Raw genomic sequence first — 20110 nt, 5'->3', positions numbered from 1 at the left:
AATAAAAGCCATCCTAGATATTCATATTTATTTTAGATATTTAAGGGATTCTGTAATCATACTATTATTATTTTTAAAATCTTTTGTTTTTGTGTCGGATACTATATACAATTGTCGCGGTAACCAAAACTGCTGCACCAACTATCACTGAAACACGCGTATCTGGATTAATAAACATGAAGAAAACAATCACAATAAGCATCAATAATGCAAAATAATTTGAATATGGATATAGTGGTAATTTAAAAGGGTGCTCCATCATCAATTGCGGGTTATTCTTGCGAAAGCGAAGTTCTGCTAGTAGAATCACAAACCATGGTACCATCCCGGGGAGAACCGAGGAACTAAAGACAATCACAAACATATCAGAGGTTGACTTACTATATGCGCTTGCAATAATATCAACAACAAATCCAATTAAGATACCACTAGAAATCCCAATAATCGCAACATTTGGTACAATCCGCTTAGATAAACGTCCAAATATTTTAGGTGCATCTCCTTCGTGTGCCAATTTAAAAAGCATTCGACTCGAAGAATAAATTCCTGAATTTGCACCTGACAATGCCGCGGTCAACACTACGAAGTTAATAATCGAAGCTGCAGCTGTAATCCCAACTTTAGCAAATGTCGAGACAAAAGGTGAACCAACTGAACTTAGTTGATTCCACGGATAGATTGTCACAATCACAAAAATTGCGCCTACATAAAAAATCAAAATTCTAAATAAAACAGATTTGACTGATTTAACAATTGCTTTTTGCGGATTTGCCACCTCGCCAGCCGAGATACCTAGTAACTCAATGCCTTGATAAGAACCAACAATAATTGACATTGAGAAGAAGAAACCTGTAAAGCCCCCTGTGAAGAAACCACCATGACTCCACAAATTACTGAGACCAACAGGATGACCATGATTACCAAAACCAAAGAAAATTATCATGAAGCCCAAGATAATCATCATGATAATTGTAATTACCTTAATCATTGCAAACCAAAATTCTAGTGAACCGTATGCTTTAGCACTGGTCAGATTGGCTAACAACAAAAAAGTAATAATAATAATTCCCGCGAAGAATGGATTAATATTCGGCCACCAGTACTTTAAGTATTCAGTCGCAGCGACAACTTCTGACATTCCCACAACTATGTATTCAAAGACATTTGCCCATTTAGCAAGATATCCTGCCAATGGGTGCACATATTCCGCTGCATAGTCTGCGAATGAGCCAGTCCCCGGATTAATATAAATCATCTCACCTAAAGCACGCATTACTATGTATAATACCAGGCCCACAAACATGTACGCCAATAAAACTGATGGTCCAGTCCATTTAATTGTTGACGTTGCACCCATGAACAGTCCAACTCCAATTGCCCCACCAAGAGAAATCATTTCCATTTGTCCAGCAGTCATGGAGCGTTTTAGATCAGGTGCTCCATTTGATTCTTGTTTCATTATTTTCCCTCCAAAAAAGGCTGTGACAAAATGATTGTAGTATCACAGCCGCTATCTATATACAATGAAAGTTAAATCAATAAATTTTGCTCTCATCATTAATGTTTATTCTATTTACACATCGCAACACGAATAATTATAGATAACTTAAGCGGTCAACGCAACTTTTGGGAGAAAATCAGATTGTAAACTTTTAATTTACTTTTCTCTAATAAACCGTATTATTTAACTTTTTATTTTTTAAAAACTTGTTGGATGTAAAAATTTAAATTTATTCTTCTTTTCAAATATCTTTGCGATTTGAAGCAATAAGTTTTCTTGCCCTTTGCCAGTCTCAAATTGAATTCCAAGAGGTAATCCCTCTGCCGTGACATGTGTAGGCAGACTTATCGCCGGATTACCAGTTAAGTTTGCTTGTTGTGTAAATGGTGAACACGTCAATGCAGGTAGCCATTGATCCCAAATCAATTGCCTTTGTTCGTTGGGTTCCAACTCTTCTATATGTTTCATTTTAAACAAATTATCATCACTGACTAATTTATCCGTTATTCGCGGTGCCGCATAAGCAGTTGTTGGCGTTAAAATTACTGGATATTTTTCATGTAACCGTGCCATTTGGTAGGCAGCTTCATCCCAATTATTTAAAGCCTTACTGTATTCAGCGGCCGAAAGATTTTTACCTGTTTGATATAATGCCCATGTGAGTAACTCCATATCATTTGAAGTTAAAGTTCGCTTCATAGCTTGCTGAATTGAATCAAGAGTCGCTACCATTTCTCCTTCATTCATTGTATAGTAAGAATGCATTAATTGAATTCCATCAGTCGGTAAAATAATTTCTTTTGTGTTAAATCCTTGATCATTTAAAAACGAAACAGCATTTTCCACTGCCTTAATTGCTTCTTCATCAACCCGTGTCCCAATTGGTGACTTGGTAGTATAGCCAATCGTGATATTACTAATTCTTGAGTTAACGCTATTTAAAAATCCCCGCGTATTCAATGGTACTTGAAAAACACCTGCTGGTTGAACAGTCTGCAAAGAATCAAGCAAAGCAGCTGTATCATCAACACTTCTCGTCAAGGCAAAATTAACGGATGCACCTTGCCACGAACGCCAATCAGTCGGTCCGACTGGAATTCGCCCACGGGTTGGCTTTAAGCCAATCACCCCAGACCAAGAAGCGGGTATCCTAATGGAACCTCCACCATCATTTCCTGCTGCAATTGGCAGTATTCCATCTGCCAATACTGCACCTGCACCTCCGGATGAACCTCCTGCGTAATAATCTAAATTCCATGGATTATAGGTTACCCCTTTAATCTTAGAATCTGTAATATTTTTCAATCCAAACTCTGGAAAATTAGTTTGTCCGATGACAATAAAGCCCTCGCGTTGCAATGCTTTAACATAATTATTTGTTAATTGAGCTCTCGCATCTTTGAACATTTTGTTTCCATAAGTCTCAGGTTCACCTGCAAGTGACTGGCCCAATCCCTTAAGTAAGATTGGAACCCCTAAAAAGGGCTGGCCTTTATCTTCTAACTGGCTGGCCTCTTTTAAGGCTAACTCCCGTCTTGTTGAGATTACCGCATTTAATTTAGAATTATCCTTCGCTATTTTACCTAGTGCTATTTCAACTAATTCAGCGGAACTGATTTTCCTTTTTCGAACTAACTTAGCCAGTTCTAATGCCGGTTTTAACAGTAATTCTTGTTCATCATTACTCATTTTAGCTCTCCTTAAAAATCTTAGTTACTATCTATATTCGACTTTAAATTCAATAAATGATGAAATAAATAAAAGATAATCACCCCAAATACCACTAGCAAAACGAATGCGCGTGTACTGCCCGCACTAATATTTTGCGCGCGTGTGTACCCCGTCTGATTAACTGAATCCATTATCAATGCTAACACCGTAGTACCAATTGCACCTGTGACTTGCTGACCAGTATTATAAAGTGCATTTGCATCACTGCGAAACTTCTTATCAATGTGTTCTAGACCATAAGCTACCGAATTTCCAAAAGCCATCGAGCGGCCGACTGCAAAAATCATATATGCTAAGGTAATTCCCCAAATGCCTAATTGCGTGCCCCCAACTGTGAGTCCCACAAGTGAAAGTGTAAATAAGATATCACCTATGTATAATGGCAATTTGCCACCCAAGTGATCGAGCATCCACCCATAAATTGGTTGACCAAAGCAATTCAAAATGCTGCCCGGTAAAAGAATTAATCCTCCAATTAATGATGTTGCCTGAAACACCTCTTGTACATAATTGGGTAATAAGAAATTAATTCCAACATTTGAAAACTGCAACATAATATATGGTAGAAAGCTGAACAAAAAAGCTTTTTCCTTAAAGACTGATAACGAGAACAATGCTTTAGTTGCCTTACTTGAAAGTCTAACAAATATTCCTGTTAAAATTACGCTTGTTATTAATAAGACCGCAAAAGTAATATACAAATGCGAGCCAAGGTCGTTTAATCCAATGATTAAGCAAATTAAGGCCATTCCCAAAATTAAAAACCTTGTCCAATCAAATGTGTACTTTCCTTCAATTGGTGCATACTGTCTAATTCTTTTAGTCCCCATTACCAATAAAATAAGAGCTAATGGCAGAGTTGCCCAAAATATTACACGCCAGCTCGCAAAAGCCACAACTGCCCCACCAAAAGTTGGTCCTAGAGCCGGTGCAACCAAGATAATCAGATTTGCTAAGCCAATATATGTTCCTAACTTGATAGGTGAAACAACATCAAGAATAATGTTGACCATCAATGGTGTACAAATTCCCACACAACCTGCTTGAATCATTCGGCCTATCAATAACATCCAAAAATTAAACGCACTCCCGCAAATAATATCTCCTAAACTAAAAAGAATGACAGCGATAATAAATAGTTGCCGATTTGTAAATCTCCTCTTCATATAGGCAGAGGTCAACATGACCAATGCGGCCATTAATAAATATCCCGACGTTACCCATTGAACCGTGCTCAACGACTCATTAAATTCGCTCATTAAAGCAGGAAATGTAACATTCATCGATGTCTCCGTCAATACCCCCATGAATGACATTAGCGCAACGATCGCAACAACGAACATCGGTTTTTCTTGCTTTATTGCTGGTGCTTGCATTTCAATTCTCCCTTTGATGATTTATATTGGTATCAAGCTGGTTAATTGGACGTACACAACTTAATGTAACCGTGATAATTATACGGCAAAAATATGAAATGCGGAAAAATAAATTCCATCTTTAAAATTTTTTGCATTATTAAATATATCATCTAATTATGGTACTATCTTGGTTGTGCTATGATAGAGTTCATATAAAAGAGCTATTTATACTTAAAAAACCGTCGATCCATGGGAGGAAATATCAAATGCTACTAGCGGATGTTCTATTAATAATTGACTTTCAAAATGGTGTCTGTAAAGGTTCAACACCTGTCGCTGATCTAAGAAATTGTATAAGTAAAATCAACAAAAGAATTGAAATGTATCGACAATCTGAAAAACCAATTATCTTTGTTCAACACAATGATAATGAGCTAGTGAAAGAGCAATGGAACTGGTCAATTATAGATGAAATAAATACCAAAGATAATGATTATTACGTCCAAAAAACGCATGCTAATTCTTTTTTCAAGACAAACTTAAAAACAATTTTGGATGAAAATAATGTCGCTGCAATAGAAATCTGCGGTGCGCAAACAGAATATTGTGTGGATACGACCATTAAAATGGCTCATGGTTTAGGATATAAGCTGCAAATGGTTCGTGGTACTGCCACCACCATTGCTAATGATTACATGGATGCAAAAACAACCAATTCATTTTACGAAAATATCTGGAATCATAGATTTTTAGAGTTCGTATAATTTCAGTTTTCTATCCCTCTATCGTTTATAAGTTTATTATTTCTTACGACAAAAAAAGACCTCCTACTGTTCTAAAGAGATCTCTTTTTGTTATACATTATGATAATCCATTATTTAGCCTATCAAATTCTTTTTTTGCTTTGTAACCATCAGAAAGAATAAATAGGCAAGGCATGCAAAACCGCCAAATAAGAAGAAAGGAAATTTAGGATTCAACTGATAAACGAATGATCCTAATAGCGGTGAAACAATTCCCGCAATACCTTGAATCATCGCAACAGTTCCAGCTACTGCACCCTGCTGACTTTCAGAAACAGCTAAGGAACAGCCCGCAGATAATGAACTCATGCCTAAGCCTGCACCCGCACCAATAAGAATATAACTAACAAAAATTAAATAATATGCACTCGTTATAGTTGCAAGAAGCAAACCAACAATTATCAGTGGTATTCCCACCATCATCATCGTCTTGGCTGTCCACTGTAATACTTTCATTTGAAGGACCTGAACAAGCATTAAAGCAATCCCAAGTACAAAAAATAATAGCGCTGCGGTTTGTGCACTTTGGGTAACCGTTTGCTTAAAGCTATCATGTAAATATAGTGAGGTAATCAACTGTAGTACAACAACTACTAGCATAACTGCACATCCTGCTAACAACCATGCTGCCAATTCCAATGAAAAGAAACTCCTTTTTGATTTTGTTTGCTGTAATGTATTCGTTAATGTTTTTTCAGGAGACTTTATTTTCTGTTGTCGTGGTAAACCGACTACCATTACAAGTGAAAAGATTAATAATCCTACAATAGTTAAGTAAAAGGGTGTATATAAATTACCAATTGTGGAAACAGCACCACCAATAATTGGTCCTAATACCATTGCAAGTCCAGTTGCAAATCCAAGAGAAGCCATGTCTTTAGAGCGATCTTGTGGTGAAGAGATGTCAGCCATATATGCACTGGCAGCTGTAGGAGTAGTTGTCATGAATATTCCTAACAAAAATCTCGTTCCCATTAGACTATAAACCAGTACATTGACCGCTTTGCCAGTCGAAATCGATAAATGAAAGAGAACAACATAGAGTATAAAAAAGATAGACATTCCTAATAATCCACTAATAATAACCATCCGACGGCCTAATTTATCACTGATTTTCCCCCAAACCGGGGCGAATAAAAGCATTGCGAAGGCTCCACATGAAATCATTACACCAATTTGGCTAGGAATCATGTGCGCTTTGGTAGAAATTGCGGATAAGATCGGCATAGTTACGTATATTCCTAAATACGATACTAGTGTTGCTAAAAAAAGTTTGTTCTTCATAGTTAATTCCTCTCATGCTAATATTTTTATCACCAATTAACATTCTATATACTATAGGTCTCTTTCTCTGCTCCACAAAGACAGGACTGCCCCTAAAAAATACTTAACTATTTCACTGATGTAGTTTTGCTGTAATATTAATTAAGCCAAATAAAAAACTAACACTTGGAAAACACAATACGTTCCATGGTTAGTTTTTCTTTCAGACACCCTAATAAATTTCCTGTTCTTCCTTAATATCGATTCAAACTGCGATATTTAGTAGGTGTCATCATCATCTTTTTCTTAAACATTGCAGTAAATTTACTTGGATTCGTGTATCCTACTTCGTTTGCAATTCGTGCCACATAAAAATTTGTTTTCTTAAGTAATTCACAAGCCTTTTCAATTCGCTTTTCTCTTAAATAAGCATGAATTGATGCTCCATAAAAATCACGATACCCCTTTTTCATTGAAGTGGTGGAAATTTCAAATTTGTGAGAGAGCATTTCTAAACTAAGTTGTTTTGTAAAATTCTGATCTAGATATTGTCGCAAGCGACGAATTTTATCCATTATTCCTGCAGAAAAGGTTTCTTTAGGATGATTATTCTTTGCTATTGTTTTGGAGGAAAGATAAATCAACAATTCGGCAACTTTCAAACGCAGATAAGTTATTGAACGCTTCAAAGTAGGCGTGCGAAGATCCTCAAAAAGTCTTTCAATAAAATCCGTCTTTAAAAAAACATGATCTCCATTTTTACGATAATTATCGCTAATTATATTTAAATTGAATTTTTCTCCAGTCATCTGCATGAGTGTTTCTTCTTTTGCCTTTTTGTTGATTATAATTGTTACCCCACTGTATTGGTGAGATGGGAAAAAATATCTCATATTTTGTTTTTCACGCCAATCAAGTTTTAAAAATCCGGGTTCAAAGAAAACATTATACTTATCCACGACAGCGTAATCAACATGTCCCTTGTAACAATAATCTAGACGCAAGCTGCCCTTAGCAATCCTTAATGGTGACTCGAATTTAGTAAAATTATAGTGGTGAAAAAAAATTGAAACTCCTTCAAAAAGAGTAAGATAATCTGTTTGTACCACATCTTCTTTATTAACAAGTGACAGTATTTTGGTCTCTTCTTGTTTATCTTTCTTCCATCCTATTTGTTTTTTCATTTATCGTCACCAACCTTTTATAACCTGCATTCTTTATAGCTGCCATTTTTTGGCTTTTTCTTTGATTTCGACAAAGTCACGATAAATACCCGGTTGCTCCATTAATTGCTTGTGCTTTCCTTTTTGGACTATCTTCCCTGCATCTAAAACCACAATCTGATCCGCATTTTGAATAGTCGCCAAACGATGAGCAATCGTTATGATTGTTTTATGCGTAACCAACGAAGTGATAGCACATTGCAAAGCCTGTTCATTTTCGGGATCAATACTAGCCATTGCTTCATCTAAAATAATGATTGGTGCATCTTTTAAAATCGCTCTAGCTATAGATAATCGCTGCTTTTGCCCTCCTGATAAGGAATTACCACCTTCATCAAGTACTGTGTCATATTGTTGTGGTAGTTGCATAATAAAATCATGACAACATGCTTTTTTACTTGCATCTATGATTTCAGCCATTGTTGCATTCTTTTTACCAAACAAGAGGTTGTTCTTAATAGTATCATGAAACAAGTACGGTTTTTGAAAAACAATACTAATGTTTTTTATTAAACTACTGTATGAGAATTCTTTTACTTCATGTCCTCCTATGAAGATTTGTCCTTCGTCACAGTCATAGAAACGTGCAATCATTTTACAAAGCGTACTTTTCCCGCTACCTGAAGGCCCAATAATTGCTGTAGTTTTATTTTCTGGGATAGTAAGCGAAACATCATGCAATACTTTGGGTCTATCTTTTTCATATCCAAAAGTAACATGCTTGAATTCAATTTCAAAATTTGTGAGTTCCACATCTGAGCCTTCTGTATCAAGTAGCGGCATTTTTTCTAATTGTTGTAGGTGATGCAGATTATTATCAATTGCGCCTAAAATATGAGTAGCATCCGTCATTTCCTTGATACTGTTGAAAAGGATGAACGAGAAAAACATTAGTGTCACAAAAAAATCCAATGATAATTGACCGCTTTGCTGATTAGCTATACAAATTGCCATAACAACAACCGTCGCAGTATCTAAAAGCAACAATAACAAGCAATTTAAAAAAACAAACTTTGTCTGAATCTTTAACCGAATCTGCTTGCTTTGTTTAAAAACAGACTTCAAACTATCCAAAACTGTACTTTCTTGTCCATATGTTTTAGCAACATTGATTCCTTTAACGAATTCGACTACACTATTTGACATTCCTATCTGAACTTGATCGGCTATCTGTGAATTTTCTCGACTTCTTCTATTGATTATTTCTATTACTAAAGTTCCTAGGATAAGTGTAACAAAAACTACGATTCCGATACGTACGTCAACCACAAACATAAATAGACTCATAACAAAAAAATTAATATAACCATTTATAATTAAATCAATCATTTTTGTGCTTTGTAGTTCCAACATTGACAATTCAGTTGTAACAGCATTTAGCAAGCTGCCAACATTATTTTTACTGAAATATCCCATCGAAGTTTTTTTCAATTTTTGTGCAATTTCAAGTCTTGACTTCGCAGCAATTTGAAATCCAATGCTTTCCTGCGATTTTGCTTTTAGATATAAAAATAAGAATCTTAAGCCACAACATAGTGCAAGTGCACAAAATAAAAAAAATGCAACTTTAGCTGGTGAAATATCTTCACTTCTTTTATATGTTGAAACTACAGCCTGTGTGGCTATCCAAAAAGGCAAAGCTGCAAACATCGAAGCAATGAAAGAATATAAAAAGCCACGATACAATTGCTTCTTGTAACTGCTGCTCCACTGCATGATGCCTTTAATAGTATTAAACATACTTTCTTCCTCCTAGTGATTGTCAATGTGCCATCCCTCAGTTTGAGTATAAGAAGCCCATAATCGCTGATAAGTTGGACAACTTTTCAATAATTCTGCATGCTTTCCATTTCCAACAATTTTACCAGTATCTAAGACTACAATCTGACCTGCATTTTTGATTGTACTCAATCGGTGTGCTACTATGATTACTGTTTTATTTTGAGCTAATTCCAGTAATGACTCTTGAATTTGTTGTTCATTTTCAGGATCAATACTTGCAGTAGGCTCATCTAAAATGATAATGGGCGAATTTTTTAAAATCGCACGTGCAATAGAAATTCGTTGTTGCTGTCCACCTGAAAGCTGTCCATTGCCAAATGAAATTTCAGTTTGGAAACCTTGTGATAGTTCATTAATAAACTCTAGACAACGAGCGGCCTTCGCTGCAGCATAGAGTTCATCTTCAGTTGCAGTCGGATTACCCATTTTAATATTCTCAGCAATTGTTCCTTTAAAAACGAAACTGTCTTGTGTGACGTAACTGATAGCACTATTAAGTTGATGAAGTGTTAAATCTTGCAGAGCAATATTGCCAATCATGATACTTCCCTCTTGAATGTCCCAAAATCTAGTTAATAATTGGAGTAAAGTTGATTTTCCACTTCCAGAAGGGCCCACAATAGCACAAAAACTATTTTCTGGAATTTTTAAATTAATCCCTGTTAAAATAGGTTCATGACGAGTATAACCAAATTCAACATTCGACACTGTGATACTGTTATCACTAATCTGACCAACTTCTTTTTTATTAAAAGAAAGAATGGGTAGATCTAAAAATGCTTGTGTATTAATCACACTCTGCTTCATAGCATTAAAATCATTCGTAAATAAGGAAAGTTTATTCAGTGGATTGCTCAAACCAATAGCTAGTAATAACCCCAGCAATAGTTGATTCAAATTCAAGATGTCATCTAGATATAACCAAATGCCAACAGGCAAGGTGCCTAACAGTGTGAAGGGCAACAATGCAAAAATTAGATTTTGCGTTTTCCATGCAGTCCTTAACCAGTTAAGGGTATAATCTTTAAATCCATCAACAGCATTCGAAAATTTTTTAAATGAATTTCCTGTTTGATTAAATGTTTTAATGACTTCAATTCCCTCAATGTATTCCACCATGACATTGTTAACTTCATTATTTGCCTGCATATAAGCTTGATACTTTTCGCCAAAATTCTTCATTAGTAAAAATAATGGAATACTAGCTAACGGAATCGTTAATAGCGCAGCCAGTGCCAATCGAAAATCCAATATAAATAAATAAACTACTGTCACCACAATGAGAAGTACATTAGCTGACAATTCAGGAATCATATGTGCTAACGGGATTTCAACTTCCTCTGTACGATCAAGAATTGCGTTCTTAATGCTACCTGCTGAAAAACTTTTAACAACTCCCAAAGAAGTCTGCATCAGCCTATTAGTGATAGCATTACGCAGATTGTTTAAAGTATTATATGCAGCATGATGTGAAAGTGTCGTTGAAATTCCATAAAAAATAGTTTTTAAAACAAATGCAAGTAGTATTACGCTAAGAAGTACAATGAATTCTTGATAACTATTTTGTTTCATAATTATCATCGCCATTAATCGTGCACCGATTACATAGGGAACGATTCCTGCAAAGACACTTAAAATTGAAAAAAAGACGGACCAAATAAATAAAAATTTATGTCCACTAGCAAAGTTGAATAATATTTTTAACCACTTTTTCTTCATCGATTTATCCCCTAACTTACAGTATCTATTAGAGTTTAAATTCTTATCGGATTTCAAAGTGTTCCATTTAGACAAAAATATACCATTTAGACACTATTTTTTACTTGTATCACTCAGAGTTTAATAATCTATTTCATTACGATGTTAAATCAAAAATGGTAGTACGAAATCGGAAAACCTGAACACTGACAAGAAAATTATAAACATTTTTTGTACTTTATTATAAATAATTTAAAGTTAGGCAAAAAACTTTGATTTATAGTACATACTTATGCAAAATCAAAAAAGAAGCCAGATCAAAATTTATTTGATTCAGCCTCTTCTTTGATTTATCGCTTATACTACTCTAAAGTATACTTTTTTGGGTTTCTGCATCAAAGAAATGTGAATTATTCAAATCAAACCCTAACTCTACAATCTGATCAGGATCTAAATAGTCGCGCGCGTCTACTTTGGAAACGAATTCATTTTTTCCAACTTTAGTGTATAAAATAGATTCAGCACCTAATAATTCAGAAACCACTACTTTGGCCCTGACAGTTGCATTCGGAAAGGTCTCAATAAAAGCTTGTTCTGCATGAATATGTTCAGGTCTCACCCCTAAAATAAGTTTCTTCCCTTCATATCCCTTTTGCTTCAATATTTTATAAACACCTTCGGGTACATCCAAGTTAAAATTATTCTCTTCTGTTTTAATATGCCCATCTTGCAAAATAACATCAAAAAAATTAGTTGCTGGAGCTCCTATAAAGTCTGCTACAAAAACATTCACGGGCTTTTGATAAACTTCTCTTGGCGTTCCTACCTGCTGAATTTCACCATCACGCATTACTACTATCCTATCCGCCATCGTCATTGCTTCTGTCTGGTCATGAGTGACATAAATTGTGGTTGTTTGTAAGTTTCTGTGAAGCTTGGCAATTTCAGCACGCATTGAAATACGTAATTTAGCATCCAAATTAGATAAGGGTTCGTCCATCAAAAAAATTGGTGCATCCCTTACAATTGCCCGTCCTAAAGCTACTCTTTGCCTTTGTCCCCCTGAAAGAGCGGCTGGCTTACGTTTCAGAAAATCCTCTAGGCCTAAAATTTTGGCTGCATTTTGAACTCTCTTCTCGATTTCCGCCTGTGCATATTTTCTTAATTTCAATCCAAAAGCCATGTTATCAAAAACTGTCATGTGTGGATAAAGAGCATAGTTTTGGAAAACCATTGCGATGTCTCGATCCTTAGGCGCCTCATCATTTACCATCTTTTCATCTATATATAGCTTACCTTGGGTAATTCCTTCAAGTCCTGCAATCATCCTTAATGTCGTTGATTTTCCGCAGCCAGAAGGTCCAACAAAAACAATAAACTCTTTGTCTTTTATGTCTAGATTAAAGTCTTTTACCGAATAGCCTTTAGCTTCTGTATACTTTTTAGATATATGTTCTAATTTTATTTCTACCAATTGTTAACACCCTCTATCTTAATTATTGCGCTTCAAAACATAGTTTCTTTATCTCTGCAATCACTATAACAATTGCCCTATCCCATACTTCCCAAGAATGGCTTCCTTCAACTTCTAAAAACAAGCTTCGATAACCCTTTTCTTCAAGTAATTCATTAAAATCACAATTTTCTTGATAAAATGGATCATCTCGACCACATAATTGCCAAATATATGGTTTTTTCACAGTTATTTTACTATCAGTAACCAAATTAAATAAATCATTCTCAGAATTTTTTAACTCTTGAAGTGAGCCAAACAACGTTTTGTACCACATCTCACGTTCTTTGTCTTGTTCCCATCTTTGTGGCAAATTTAAAGCAGCAGACATAAGAAAAGCACTCTTATATATTTCCGGATGCAATAAGGCTGCTTTTGCCGCACCAAAACCTCCCATGGATAATCCACCGATGAAAGTATGATCTAAATCTGTGTTCAAATTAAACCAAGTACGGCATTTTTCAAGCAACTCTGTACAAATGTAATCAAAATATTTTTGCCCTGCTAATCCATTCTGATAGTAACTTCTCTCAGCTCTTGGCATGATTATTGCCAAAGATTCTTGCCCAACATATCTTTCCAATGATGTTTGCCTAATCCAACTATTTTCATCATCTCCAAGCCCATGCAGTAAAACAAGAACTGTGAGTATTTCATGTGGCTCATCTGGCAGTAAAACATTAATTCCTGTCTTCATCATCAAACAGTTAGAATAAAAATCAATATGTGCCAGCATTTTTTTAATTTCCTCCAAATTTACTTTTCTAGAGACCCTCTACTGATCAATTTAGTTGCAACAACTTCATTCCTAGTAACTTCATTTTCTATCATGTCCAAGAGAACTTCTGCTGCTTTTTTCCCCCATTGATGTTTTGAATAATCAACAGTTGCAAGCTGTGGCCTCACGTATCTTCCTATCAAATCATTATCATAACCAACAATTTTTATGTCTTTTCCTGGAGCAAGATTATTTTTCTTCAATCCTTCATACAATCCAAATGCCATTTCATCATTTAGCGCGAAAACACCAATTTGCTCTCTTTTTATCTTAATAATCTCTTCTGCTGCCTTCTTACCGCCTTCGATTGTAAAGTCACTTGGAATTACAACTACTGTCTGATTGCCTTTTGCTTGAAATTCATTTAAGGCTGCTTCAAGCCTTTTCCTCCCATCATAGGATGTACTTGGCCCTGTCAGAATCGCAAACATCTCAGTTTTTGTTTCAACTAAAGCATCAACAGCCTCTTTTGCTCCCTTTTCGTTATCTAGTAAAACATGACTCACAGACGACATATTTAATTTTCTGTCCATTAATACAAGTTTATTTCCTGCCTTAGACAGCCTTTCAATCTCGTTATCAGGAAAGGTTGGATCAAGAATAATAGCTCCGTCTACCAAGCCTTGTGAAATAAAGGATCGTGATTGTTTTCCACCAGAAGCAACAATTAATTCATACCCTTTATTTTTTAATACTTCTGCAACACCTGCTAATAAATGACCGTAGAAATAACCACCAAAATCTGGAACATACATCTCAACTAGCTTCGTCTTTTGTTTTTTCAAACTCCGTCCAGCCAAATTCGGTGTATAGTGGAGTTCCTCAGCTATTTTTAAAATTTTATCCCGCGTTTCTTTGGTAATTTTATTACTATTATTCAAAGCATATGACACTGTTGAAATCGAAACTCCAGCTTTTTCAGCTATTTCTTTAATACCAGCCATAATATCTTCTTCCTTATCCTTTTTTATTTATCCATTTGAATATTAAATCCTTGTAAAATATATTTTTGGAAAATCACAAAAATTATTACTATAGGAATAACCATAAAAGAAGAACCTGCCATTTGCAACCCATAATCTGATGTATGTTGTCCCTGTAATAACTGCAACCCTACTGATAACGTATAGTACTTCTGATCATTTGCAATAATCAATGGCCATAAAAATGCATTCCAACCACCAATAAATGTCAATATTCCCTGTACTGCTAACACCGGCTTAGAAATTGGCAAAATCAGATGAAAGAAGATGTACCACTCTCCTGCTCCATCAAGTCTAGCTGCCTCTACAATTGAATCTGGAATATTGGACATGAATTGTCGAAATAAGAAAATTCCGAAAGCGCCCACCAAACCTGGCAACACAATACCCAGTAAAGTATTTGTCAGTTGCATCTGATTAAGGATCAGATAAACTGGAATCATTGTTACTTGTCCAGGAATCATCATAGTGGCTAAGACTGCCATAAATAAAAACTTTCGCCCTTTAAAATCAAATTTGGCAAACCCATATCCTGCCATAGCATTTAAAAATAAACCTACAAATGAAGCAGCAGTAATAATCAAAGTATTCTTAATATAAGTACCAAAGCTCCCATTTGTAAAAAGGTTCTTATAATTATCAATTGTCCAGTGCTTTGGCCAAAAAGTTTGTGATAATGAAATTTCTGTACTCGTTTTGAATGATGATAAAAACATCCAAAGAAACGGAAGAATCATTAAAAAGCCAAGTACTGTCAACACTAGCCCAACGAGTACTTTAGAAGTTTTGCTTATATCTTGCATTCCGGTATCCATTTCCGCTTCCTCCTATTCTCCACGCTGTTTTTCTTGTAACTTAAATTGGATTAATGTTGCTAAAATGATTGCCACAAACATCACAAAAGAACCTGCTGCAGCATAACCAAAATTACTATTTTGGAAACCATTTTGATAAACAAAAAGAGCGACAGAATTAGTACTGTTCAATGGTCCTCCCTTTGTCATAATAAAGGGTTCATCAAAGAACTGGAACCAACCAATTAATGTAGTAACCGTTACAAAAAAGATAGAGAATTTAAGTGATGGAAGAGTTATATGTCGTGTCTGTTCCCAATAATTTGCCCCATCTAACTCAGCTGCTTCATATAAGGAACGTGGCACACCTTGCAATGCTGCTAGAAAAATTAACATATTAAGTCCCACTGCTTTCCACACTGCCAAAATAATAAGTGATAATTTTGCAACATTGGGATCTGTCAACCAACCAATCGGCCCAACACCTACTTTTGCTAACAAGGTGTTAAAAAGTCCTAGACTTGGATTATAGAGATATGTCCATACAACAGCTACAGCTACAGTATTTGTTATTGATGGCGTGTAAAAAACTAGACGCATCATTTTGAAAAAACTATTTCTTCCGCTATTAATTAAAATCGCAATTGTGAGTGAAAAAATAATAACTAGGGGTACCCCTACCAAAACATAAATTACCGTATTCATAATTGATTGTAGAAATGCACTATCTTGGAATAGTTGTAAATAATTTGAGAGTCCCACAAACTTGATTTGTGACCAATCACCTAATCCTGTAATATCTAAGCCAGTAAAACTAATCAATAAGGCTATGACAATTGGAATAAGTGAAAAGATTGCCAAAAGAAGCAGTGCGGGAAAAACAAATGTATATGGAACAATTTTTTTCAAAAAACTACTTTGCATCTTGCTACCTCCTTTACAATAAAAGGGATCATCAAATTAAATTTTGATTTAGCCCTTTTTCTTGATTCCGTATAAAAATGTTCCAAAAATCAAAATTCTTCATACAATTTCAGATAGATAATCAAATTTTACTAACTTATGCCATACTTCTAATAAAACCTACTTATTGATCAATTGTTGTGTTTCTTTGTTAAATTTCTCCATTGCTTCTTTAATATTATTATTCTTCAATGCTATTGGTTCCCATACCTTTAGATAATTCTGACCAATTTCTTCCCATTGTTTCAACGCTGGCATCGCTTCCGAATTATTTAATTGCTTTCTAAACACTTGAATTTTTTCGTCTTTGAGCGAGCTATCTGTCCATGCGGATTTTAAAGTAGGCATTGAATTACTGTTCTTGTAATATGCTAATTGATTTTCACGTTTGGAAAGATACTTCAAAAGTTTAACAGCATTTGATTTATTTTTACTATATTGGAAGACCGCCAAGTTTCCACCACCAGTAACTGACATATTGCTCTTCTTTCCCTTAGGTAACTCTGCTACAGCCCACTGATCACTCTTTAACCCAGCTTCTTGTTTAATTGTTGACAGCATCCAAGGCCCTGAGATAAACATTGGAATTGGTGCTTTCCCTCCAAATGATTGGGCAATAGTCAATTTCAAGTCTTGTTTAGGTGACACTCCATTTTGAACAAACTTATTTAAATACTCTAGTGAGTTTACCATCGCTGAACTGCTAAATTGTGTTTTTCCATTCTTTACTAATTGAGCTCCATTTTGGCGTGCGAACATAAAACCAAATGTTGGTTCACTACTATCAACATTAAATCCATACATATTCTTGCCTCGACTTGCAAGTTTTGAAGCAACCTCATAAAGCTCGCTCCAAGTTTTTGGTGCATGATCGTAGCCTACACTTTTAAGAACATCTTTTCTGTAATAGAGAACTCGTGTCTCAACATACCATGGCACAGCGTAATATTTACCACTGAACTTAGTTGTATTTTCAGAACCACTAAAAAATTTACTTGGGCTCAAAGTTTTATCATTCTTTACATATTTTGAAATATCCATCAATGACTTTGAACTAACAAAATTTGCCATTTGTGTTGTTCCCATCAACAATACATCCGGACCACTTTTTGACGATGCAGCTGTCAGCAATTTGTCATTATATTGACTCCATGGAATGCTTTGAATTTTAACTGTAATTCCTGTTTTTTTCGTGAATTTTTTTATTATTGGTTTAATTGCGGTATCACCGTCTCCTGCATACCAAAATGTTAATGTTTTGCTTGATGAAGAACTGCTTTTACCACATCCTGTTAAAAATATAACTAACCCTAACAAACTCATAAGCACTAAAATTGTTCTTTTTAATTTTTTCACTGTAAGTCCCCCTCTTTTGAAACGTTTCTATAGATATTATATACTTTTTGGTAGCGATTACAATACTATATTTTAAGCATTTCTATTTATTTTTTAAAAAATAATAATCAAAATATTCTAGTTAAACCTTTTTATGATTGAGCAATTTTTTCAATGCTGCTACATAGATTCCAGGGCCACTGCTGTATAGACGCCAGCCACCTTTAACTGGAATCTCTCCTTTTTTCAATTCTGCAAAATTTTGTTGTGCCTGATAACGATCGTTGAATGCTGCATCAGAACTTGAAAAATATGTGTTAGCTTGCCTTAATGCAGCATTCGGAACTCTCTTCTTTAAGGAAATTGGATTAATCTGTAAAAGTGCTTTCCAAGCCTCTTTAAAATAGCCACATTCAATTAGTGCTTCAGCATATCTTATATGAGCATGCACATATAAAAGTCCCGTTTCTCTACCAAAGAAGGACGATTGCTCCGCTCTTTTAAAAATCTCACTAATTCCTCCTTGGTACGTAGCTGGACGATCCATCAGTCTCACACCGTCTGGAAAAAGAAGATTCTTCTTAATTATCGCAAGCACTTCTTGCGTTTCTCGTTCATTGAAAATATTACTAAGAATTCCTTGCTGTAATGGCAACAACCTATAATTTATCTTAGTAACCTTATCTTCTGGATGAATTATATAATGTGGCTTATTTTCAGTATCCATACTAATAAAACCTGGTAAAACACTGTCTTTCATAAAATACTTTCTAAAATCAGTTTTCATTTTTTCTTTTAGTTCAAAAATTTCTCGTGCAAATTCCTCATCAAACTCTGCTATTGCTTTAGAAGTTAAGTCTAATGTTTCAATCGTCAATTCTTGCGTCCAGGTACTTGCCATCGTTTTTTTCTGCTCACTATTTGCGGGTTGCAAAGTATCATCCCAATCTCCATCACCATAAGCCGAAACAAAAGTATGCGGTAAGAAATGACTCGTTATATAATTAAGCTGCCTTTTAATGTGATCTATCAACTTCTCCTTTTTAGAAGTAGTTTGCTTATCTTTAAATGACATATAACTTAATGGTTCATTTAAAATTGTTATATCATGAGATTGCTTGAGATATTCTGCTACAACCTTTAGCGGCCAAACTATGATATCTCCATGGCTTTCCGCTGCAAATTGATCTGCATATTCATCAAACATAAACCATTGTGGCCAATTTCCATTTTCAATAAATTGATGCTCGTACATAATCTTAATAATTTCACGCACGGGTTCGTTATATCCCAATGCCAAAAATAATTCTGTTGGTCCCTGAGAAACATCCCTTGTACCCCAAGCAGCTCCACCATATTGTTCAAGACCATGGGGTGACATAAGGTGTACTAGCGCATCATGGGCATACCACTTAATAATTAATTCCGTGGGTTGTAGATATTCAGCTAATACATCTTCAGATTGTACCTGCTCCAGATTTATATTTTGCACAAAGTTTGCAATAAATTTCTCATTTTTTTTGCGTTCACTGTCAATGTCAAATTCTTTATTAGAATGGCCTTGAAGACCAGTAACAATTCCAAATTTATTACATTGTTGATATTGAGCTACTAAATACTTCTCTTTTTCTTTTTCTTCGAGTTGGAGAGTGACATCATCTTCTTCATAAGACAACGTGTATTGCAGTTTTGGTAGTTTTTTGGCCATTTCACCTGCCGGTATTATCTTCATCTTTGCATCTTGAATATCTACCTTTACATTTTCTCCAAGTGTTGCAAGTTCAAGTTGAGTAATTACCTTAATATCATATTTCTTTTGCTTCATAGAAATAAATTCAAGCCTTAATTGATCTGTATCTGCAGAAGCTTCACCTCTGATGAGCAGAACATCATCTTCAAGTTTATAAATCCAGTCCGTTCCATTAAAGCTCATTGCAAAAAGTGAAGGCATTGTTAATAATCTGTATTTTCCATTTATCCTAACTAGAATACGAGTTCCACTATTTTTGAAATAATTTAAAGAATTACGGACATTGGTTGTCAATATATTCATATTGGTATTTCCAAAAACTGTTTGAGATTCAAAGATACCACACATATATTGAGTTGTTGCCATCACTGGTGCTCCTGGTTTAAAAGAGGATCCAGCCATAATAATATTACCCGTCATTCGCTCTTGCTTTTTTTCTTTTGCAGGTAAGACAATGTGTCTGCCTTTTGTATCAAAAAATGATAGCAGTTCATTCTTGCTGTTAGTATGGTTTAGCAAACACATTTTTGGAAAATACTATAATACTTTTGAAAATAATGTTCAGATATATCAAAAAATGAATATGCTCCTTCAGTTTATTATGATTCAAATTGCATTAAGCAGCTACCACAAAA

15 protein-coding genes are annotated in these 20110 nt (G+C 35.0%); 1 reads left to right on the top strand and 14 read right to left on the bottom strand.

All coding sequences use genetic code 11. The features are described 5' to 3' along the window. Window positions 1-73: 73 nt before the first annotated feature. The 3 genes from ABF682_RS02565 to ABF682_RS02555 all read right to left on the bottom strand — a co-directional run bounded on the left by ABF682_RS02565 (window position 74) and on the right by ABF682_RS02555 (window position 4608). On the bottom strand, window positions 74-1459 hold the full coding sequence (locus ABF682_RS02565; protein WP_289981236.1) for an amino acid permease: 1386 nt from the start codon (window positions 1457-1459) through the stop codon (window positions 74-76). A gap of 240 nt (window positions 1460-1699) precedes the next feature. After that, on the bottom strand, window positions 1700-3190 hold the full coding sequence (locus ABF682_RS02560; RefSeq protein ID WP_415618928.1) for an amidase: 1491 nt from the start codon (window positions 3188-3190) through the stop codon (window positions 1700-1702). A 20-nt stretch (window positions 3191-3210) separates the two neighbouring features. Beyond that, window positions 3211-4608 (bottom strand): MFS transporter, encoded by a 1398-nt coding sequence (locus ABF682_RS02555; protein ID WP_415618927.1) that lies wholly within the window; start codon window positions 4606-4608, stop codon window positions 3211-3213. A 248-nt stretch (window positions 4609-4856) separates the two neighbouring features. Here ABF682_RS02555 and ABF682_RS02550 point away from each other — a divergent pair, with 248 nt between their 5' ends. Further along, window positions 4857-5354, top strand: coding sequence for a cysteine hydrolase family protein (locus ABF682_RS02550; RefSeq protein ID WP_415618926.1), 498 nt, complete (start codon window positions 4857-4859; stop codon window positions 5352-5354). Between the two features lie 114 nt (window positions 5355-5468). On the opposite strand, the gene ABF682_RS02545 is transcribed toward ABF682_RS02550, so the two are convergent. The 11 genes from ABF682_RS02545 to ABF682_RS02495 form a co-directional block, all read right to left on the bottom strand. Further along, window positions 5469-6677 carry an MFS transporter gene (locus tag ABF682_RS02545; protein ID WP_415618925.1) on the bottom strand — a complete coding sequence of 403 codons (1209 nt, stop codon included), beginning with the start codon at window positions 6675-6677 and terminating at the stop codon, window positions 5469-5471. A 233-nt stretch (window positions 6678-6910) separates the two neighbouring features. Then, on the bottom strand, window positions 6911-7840 hold the full coding sequence (locus ABF682_RS02540; protein ID WP_415618924.1) for a helix-turn-helix transcriptional regulator: 930 nt from the start codon (window positions 7838-7840) through the stop codon (window positions 6911-6913). 33 nt (window positions 7841-7873) lie between these two features. After that, window positions 7874-9619 (bottom strand): ABC transporter ATP-binding protein, encoded by a 1746-nt coding sequence (locus ABF682_RS02535; protein ID WP_415618923.1) that lies wholly within the window; start codon window positions 9617-9619, stop codon window positions 7874-7876. A gap of 12 nt (window positions 9620-9631) precedes the next feature. Continuing rightward, entirely contained in the window at window positions 9632-11380 is a 1749-nt protein-coding gene (locus ABF682_RS02530) for an ABC transporter ATP-binding protein (protein WP_415618922.1), read from the bottom strand. Between the two features lie 346 nt (window positions 11381-11726). Further along, complete coding sequence (locus tag ABF682_RS02525) at window positions 11727-12833, bottom strand: ABC transporter ATP-binding protein (protein WP_415618921.1); 1107 nt, start codon at window positions 12831-12833, stop codon at window positions 11727-11729. Between the two features lie 22 nt (window positions 12834-12855). Next, window positions 12856-13608 (bottom strand): alpha/beta hydrolase, encoded by a 753-nt coding sequence (locus ABF682_RS02520; protein WP_415618920.1) that lies wholly within the window; start codon window positions 13606-13608, stop codon window positions 12856-12858. A gap of 20 nt (window positions 13609-13628) precedes the next feature. Then, window positions 13629-14594 (bottom strand): LacI family DNA-binding transcriptional regulator, encoded by a 966-nt coding sequence (locus ABF682_RS02515; RefSeq protein ID WP_415618919.1) that lies wholly within the window; start codon window positions 14592-14594, stop codon window positions 13629-13631. 23 nt (window positions 14595-14617) lie between these two features. Then, window positions 14618-15448, bottom strand: a complete 831-nt coding sequence (locus ABF682_RS02510) for a carbohydrate ABC transporter permease (protein WP_415596327.1) — start codon at window positions 15446-15448, stop codon at window positions 14618-14620. A 12-nt stretch (window positions 15449-15460) separates the two neighbouring features. Next, window positions 15461-16351 carry a carbohydrate ABC transporter permease gene (locus tag ABF682_RS02505; protein WP_141052641.1) on the bottom strand — a complete coding sequence of 297 codons (891 nt, stop codon included), beginning with the start codon at window positions 16349-16351 and terminating at the stop codon, window positions 15461-15463. A 159-nt stretch (window positions 16352-16510) separates the two neighbouring features. Continuing rightward, a complete protein-coding gene (locus tag ABF682_RS02500; protein WP_415618918.1) occupies window positions 16511-17746 on the bottom strand; it encodes a sugar ABC transporter substrate-binding protein in 1236 nt (411 codons plus the stop codon). 121 nt (window positions 17747-17867) lie between these two features. Continuing rightward, complete coding sequence (locus tag ABF682_RS02495) at window positions 17868-20000, bottom strand: GH36-type glycosyl hydrolase domain-containing protein (protein WP_415618917.1); 2133 nt, start codon at window positions 19998-20000, stop codon at window positions 17868-17870. Between the last annotated feature and the right edge of the window lie 110 nt (window positions 20001-20110).

The organism is Liquorilactobacillus sp., from assembly GCF_047719775.1.
Taxonomy (GTDB): Bacteria; Bacillota; Bacilli; order Lactobacillales; family Lactobacillaceae; genus Liquorilactobacillus.
Note: the sequence above shows the minus strand (reverse complement) of the source record. Positions and strands in the feature narration are given on the sequence as shown.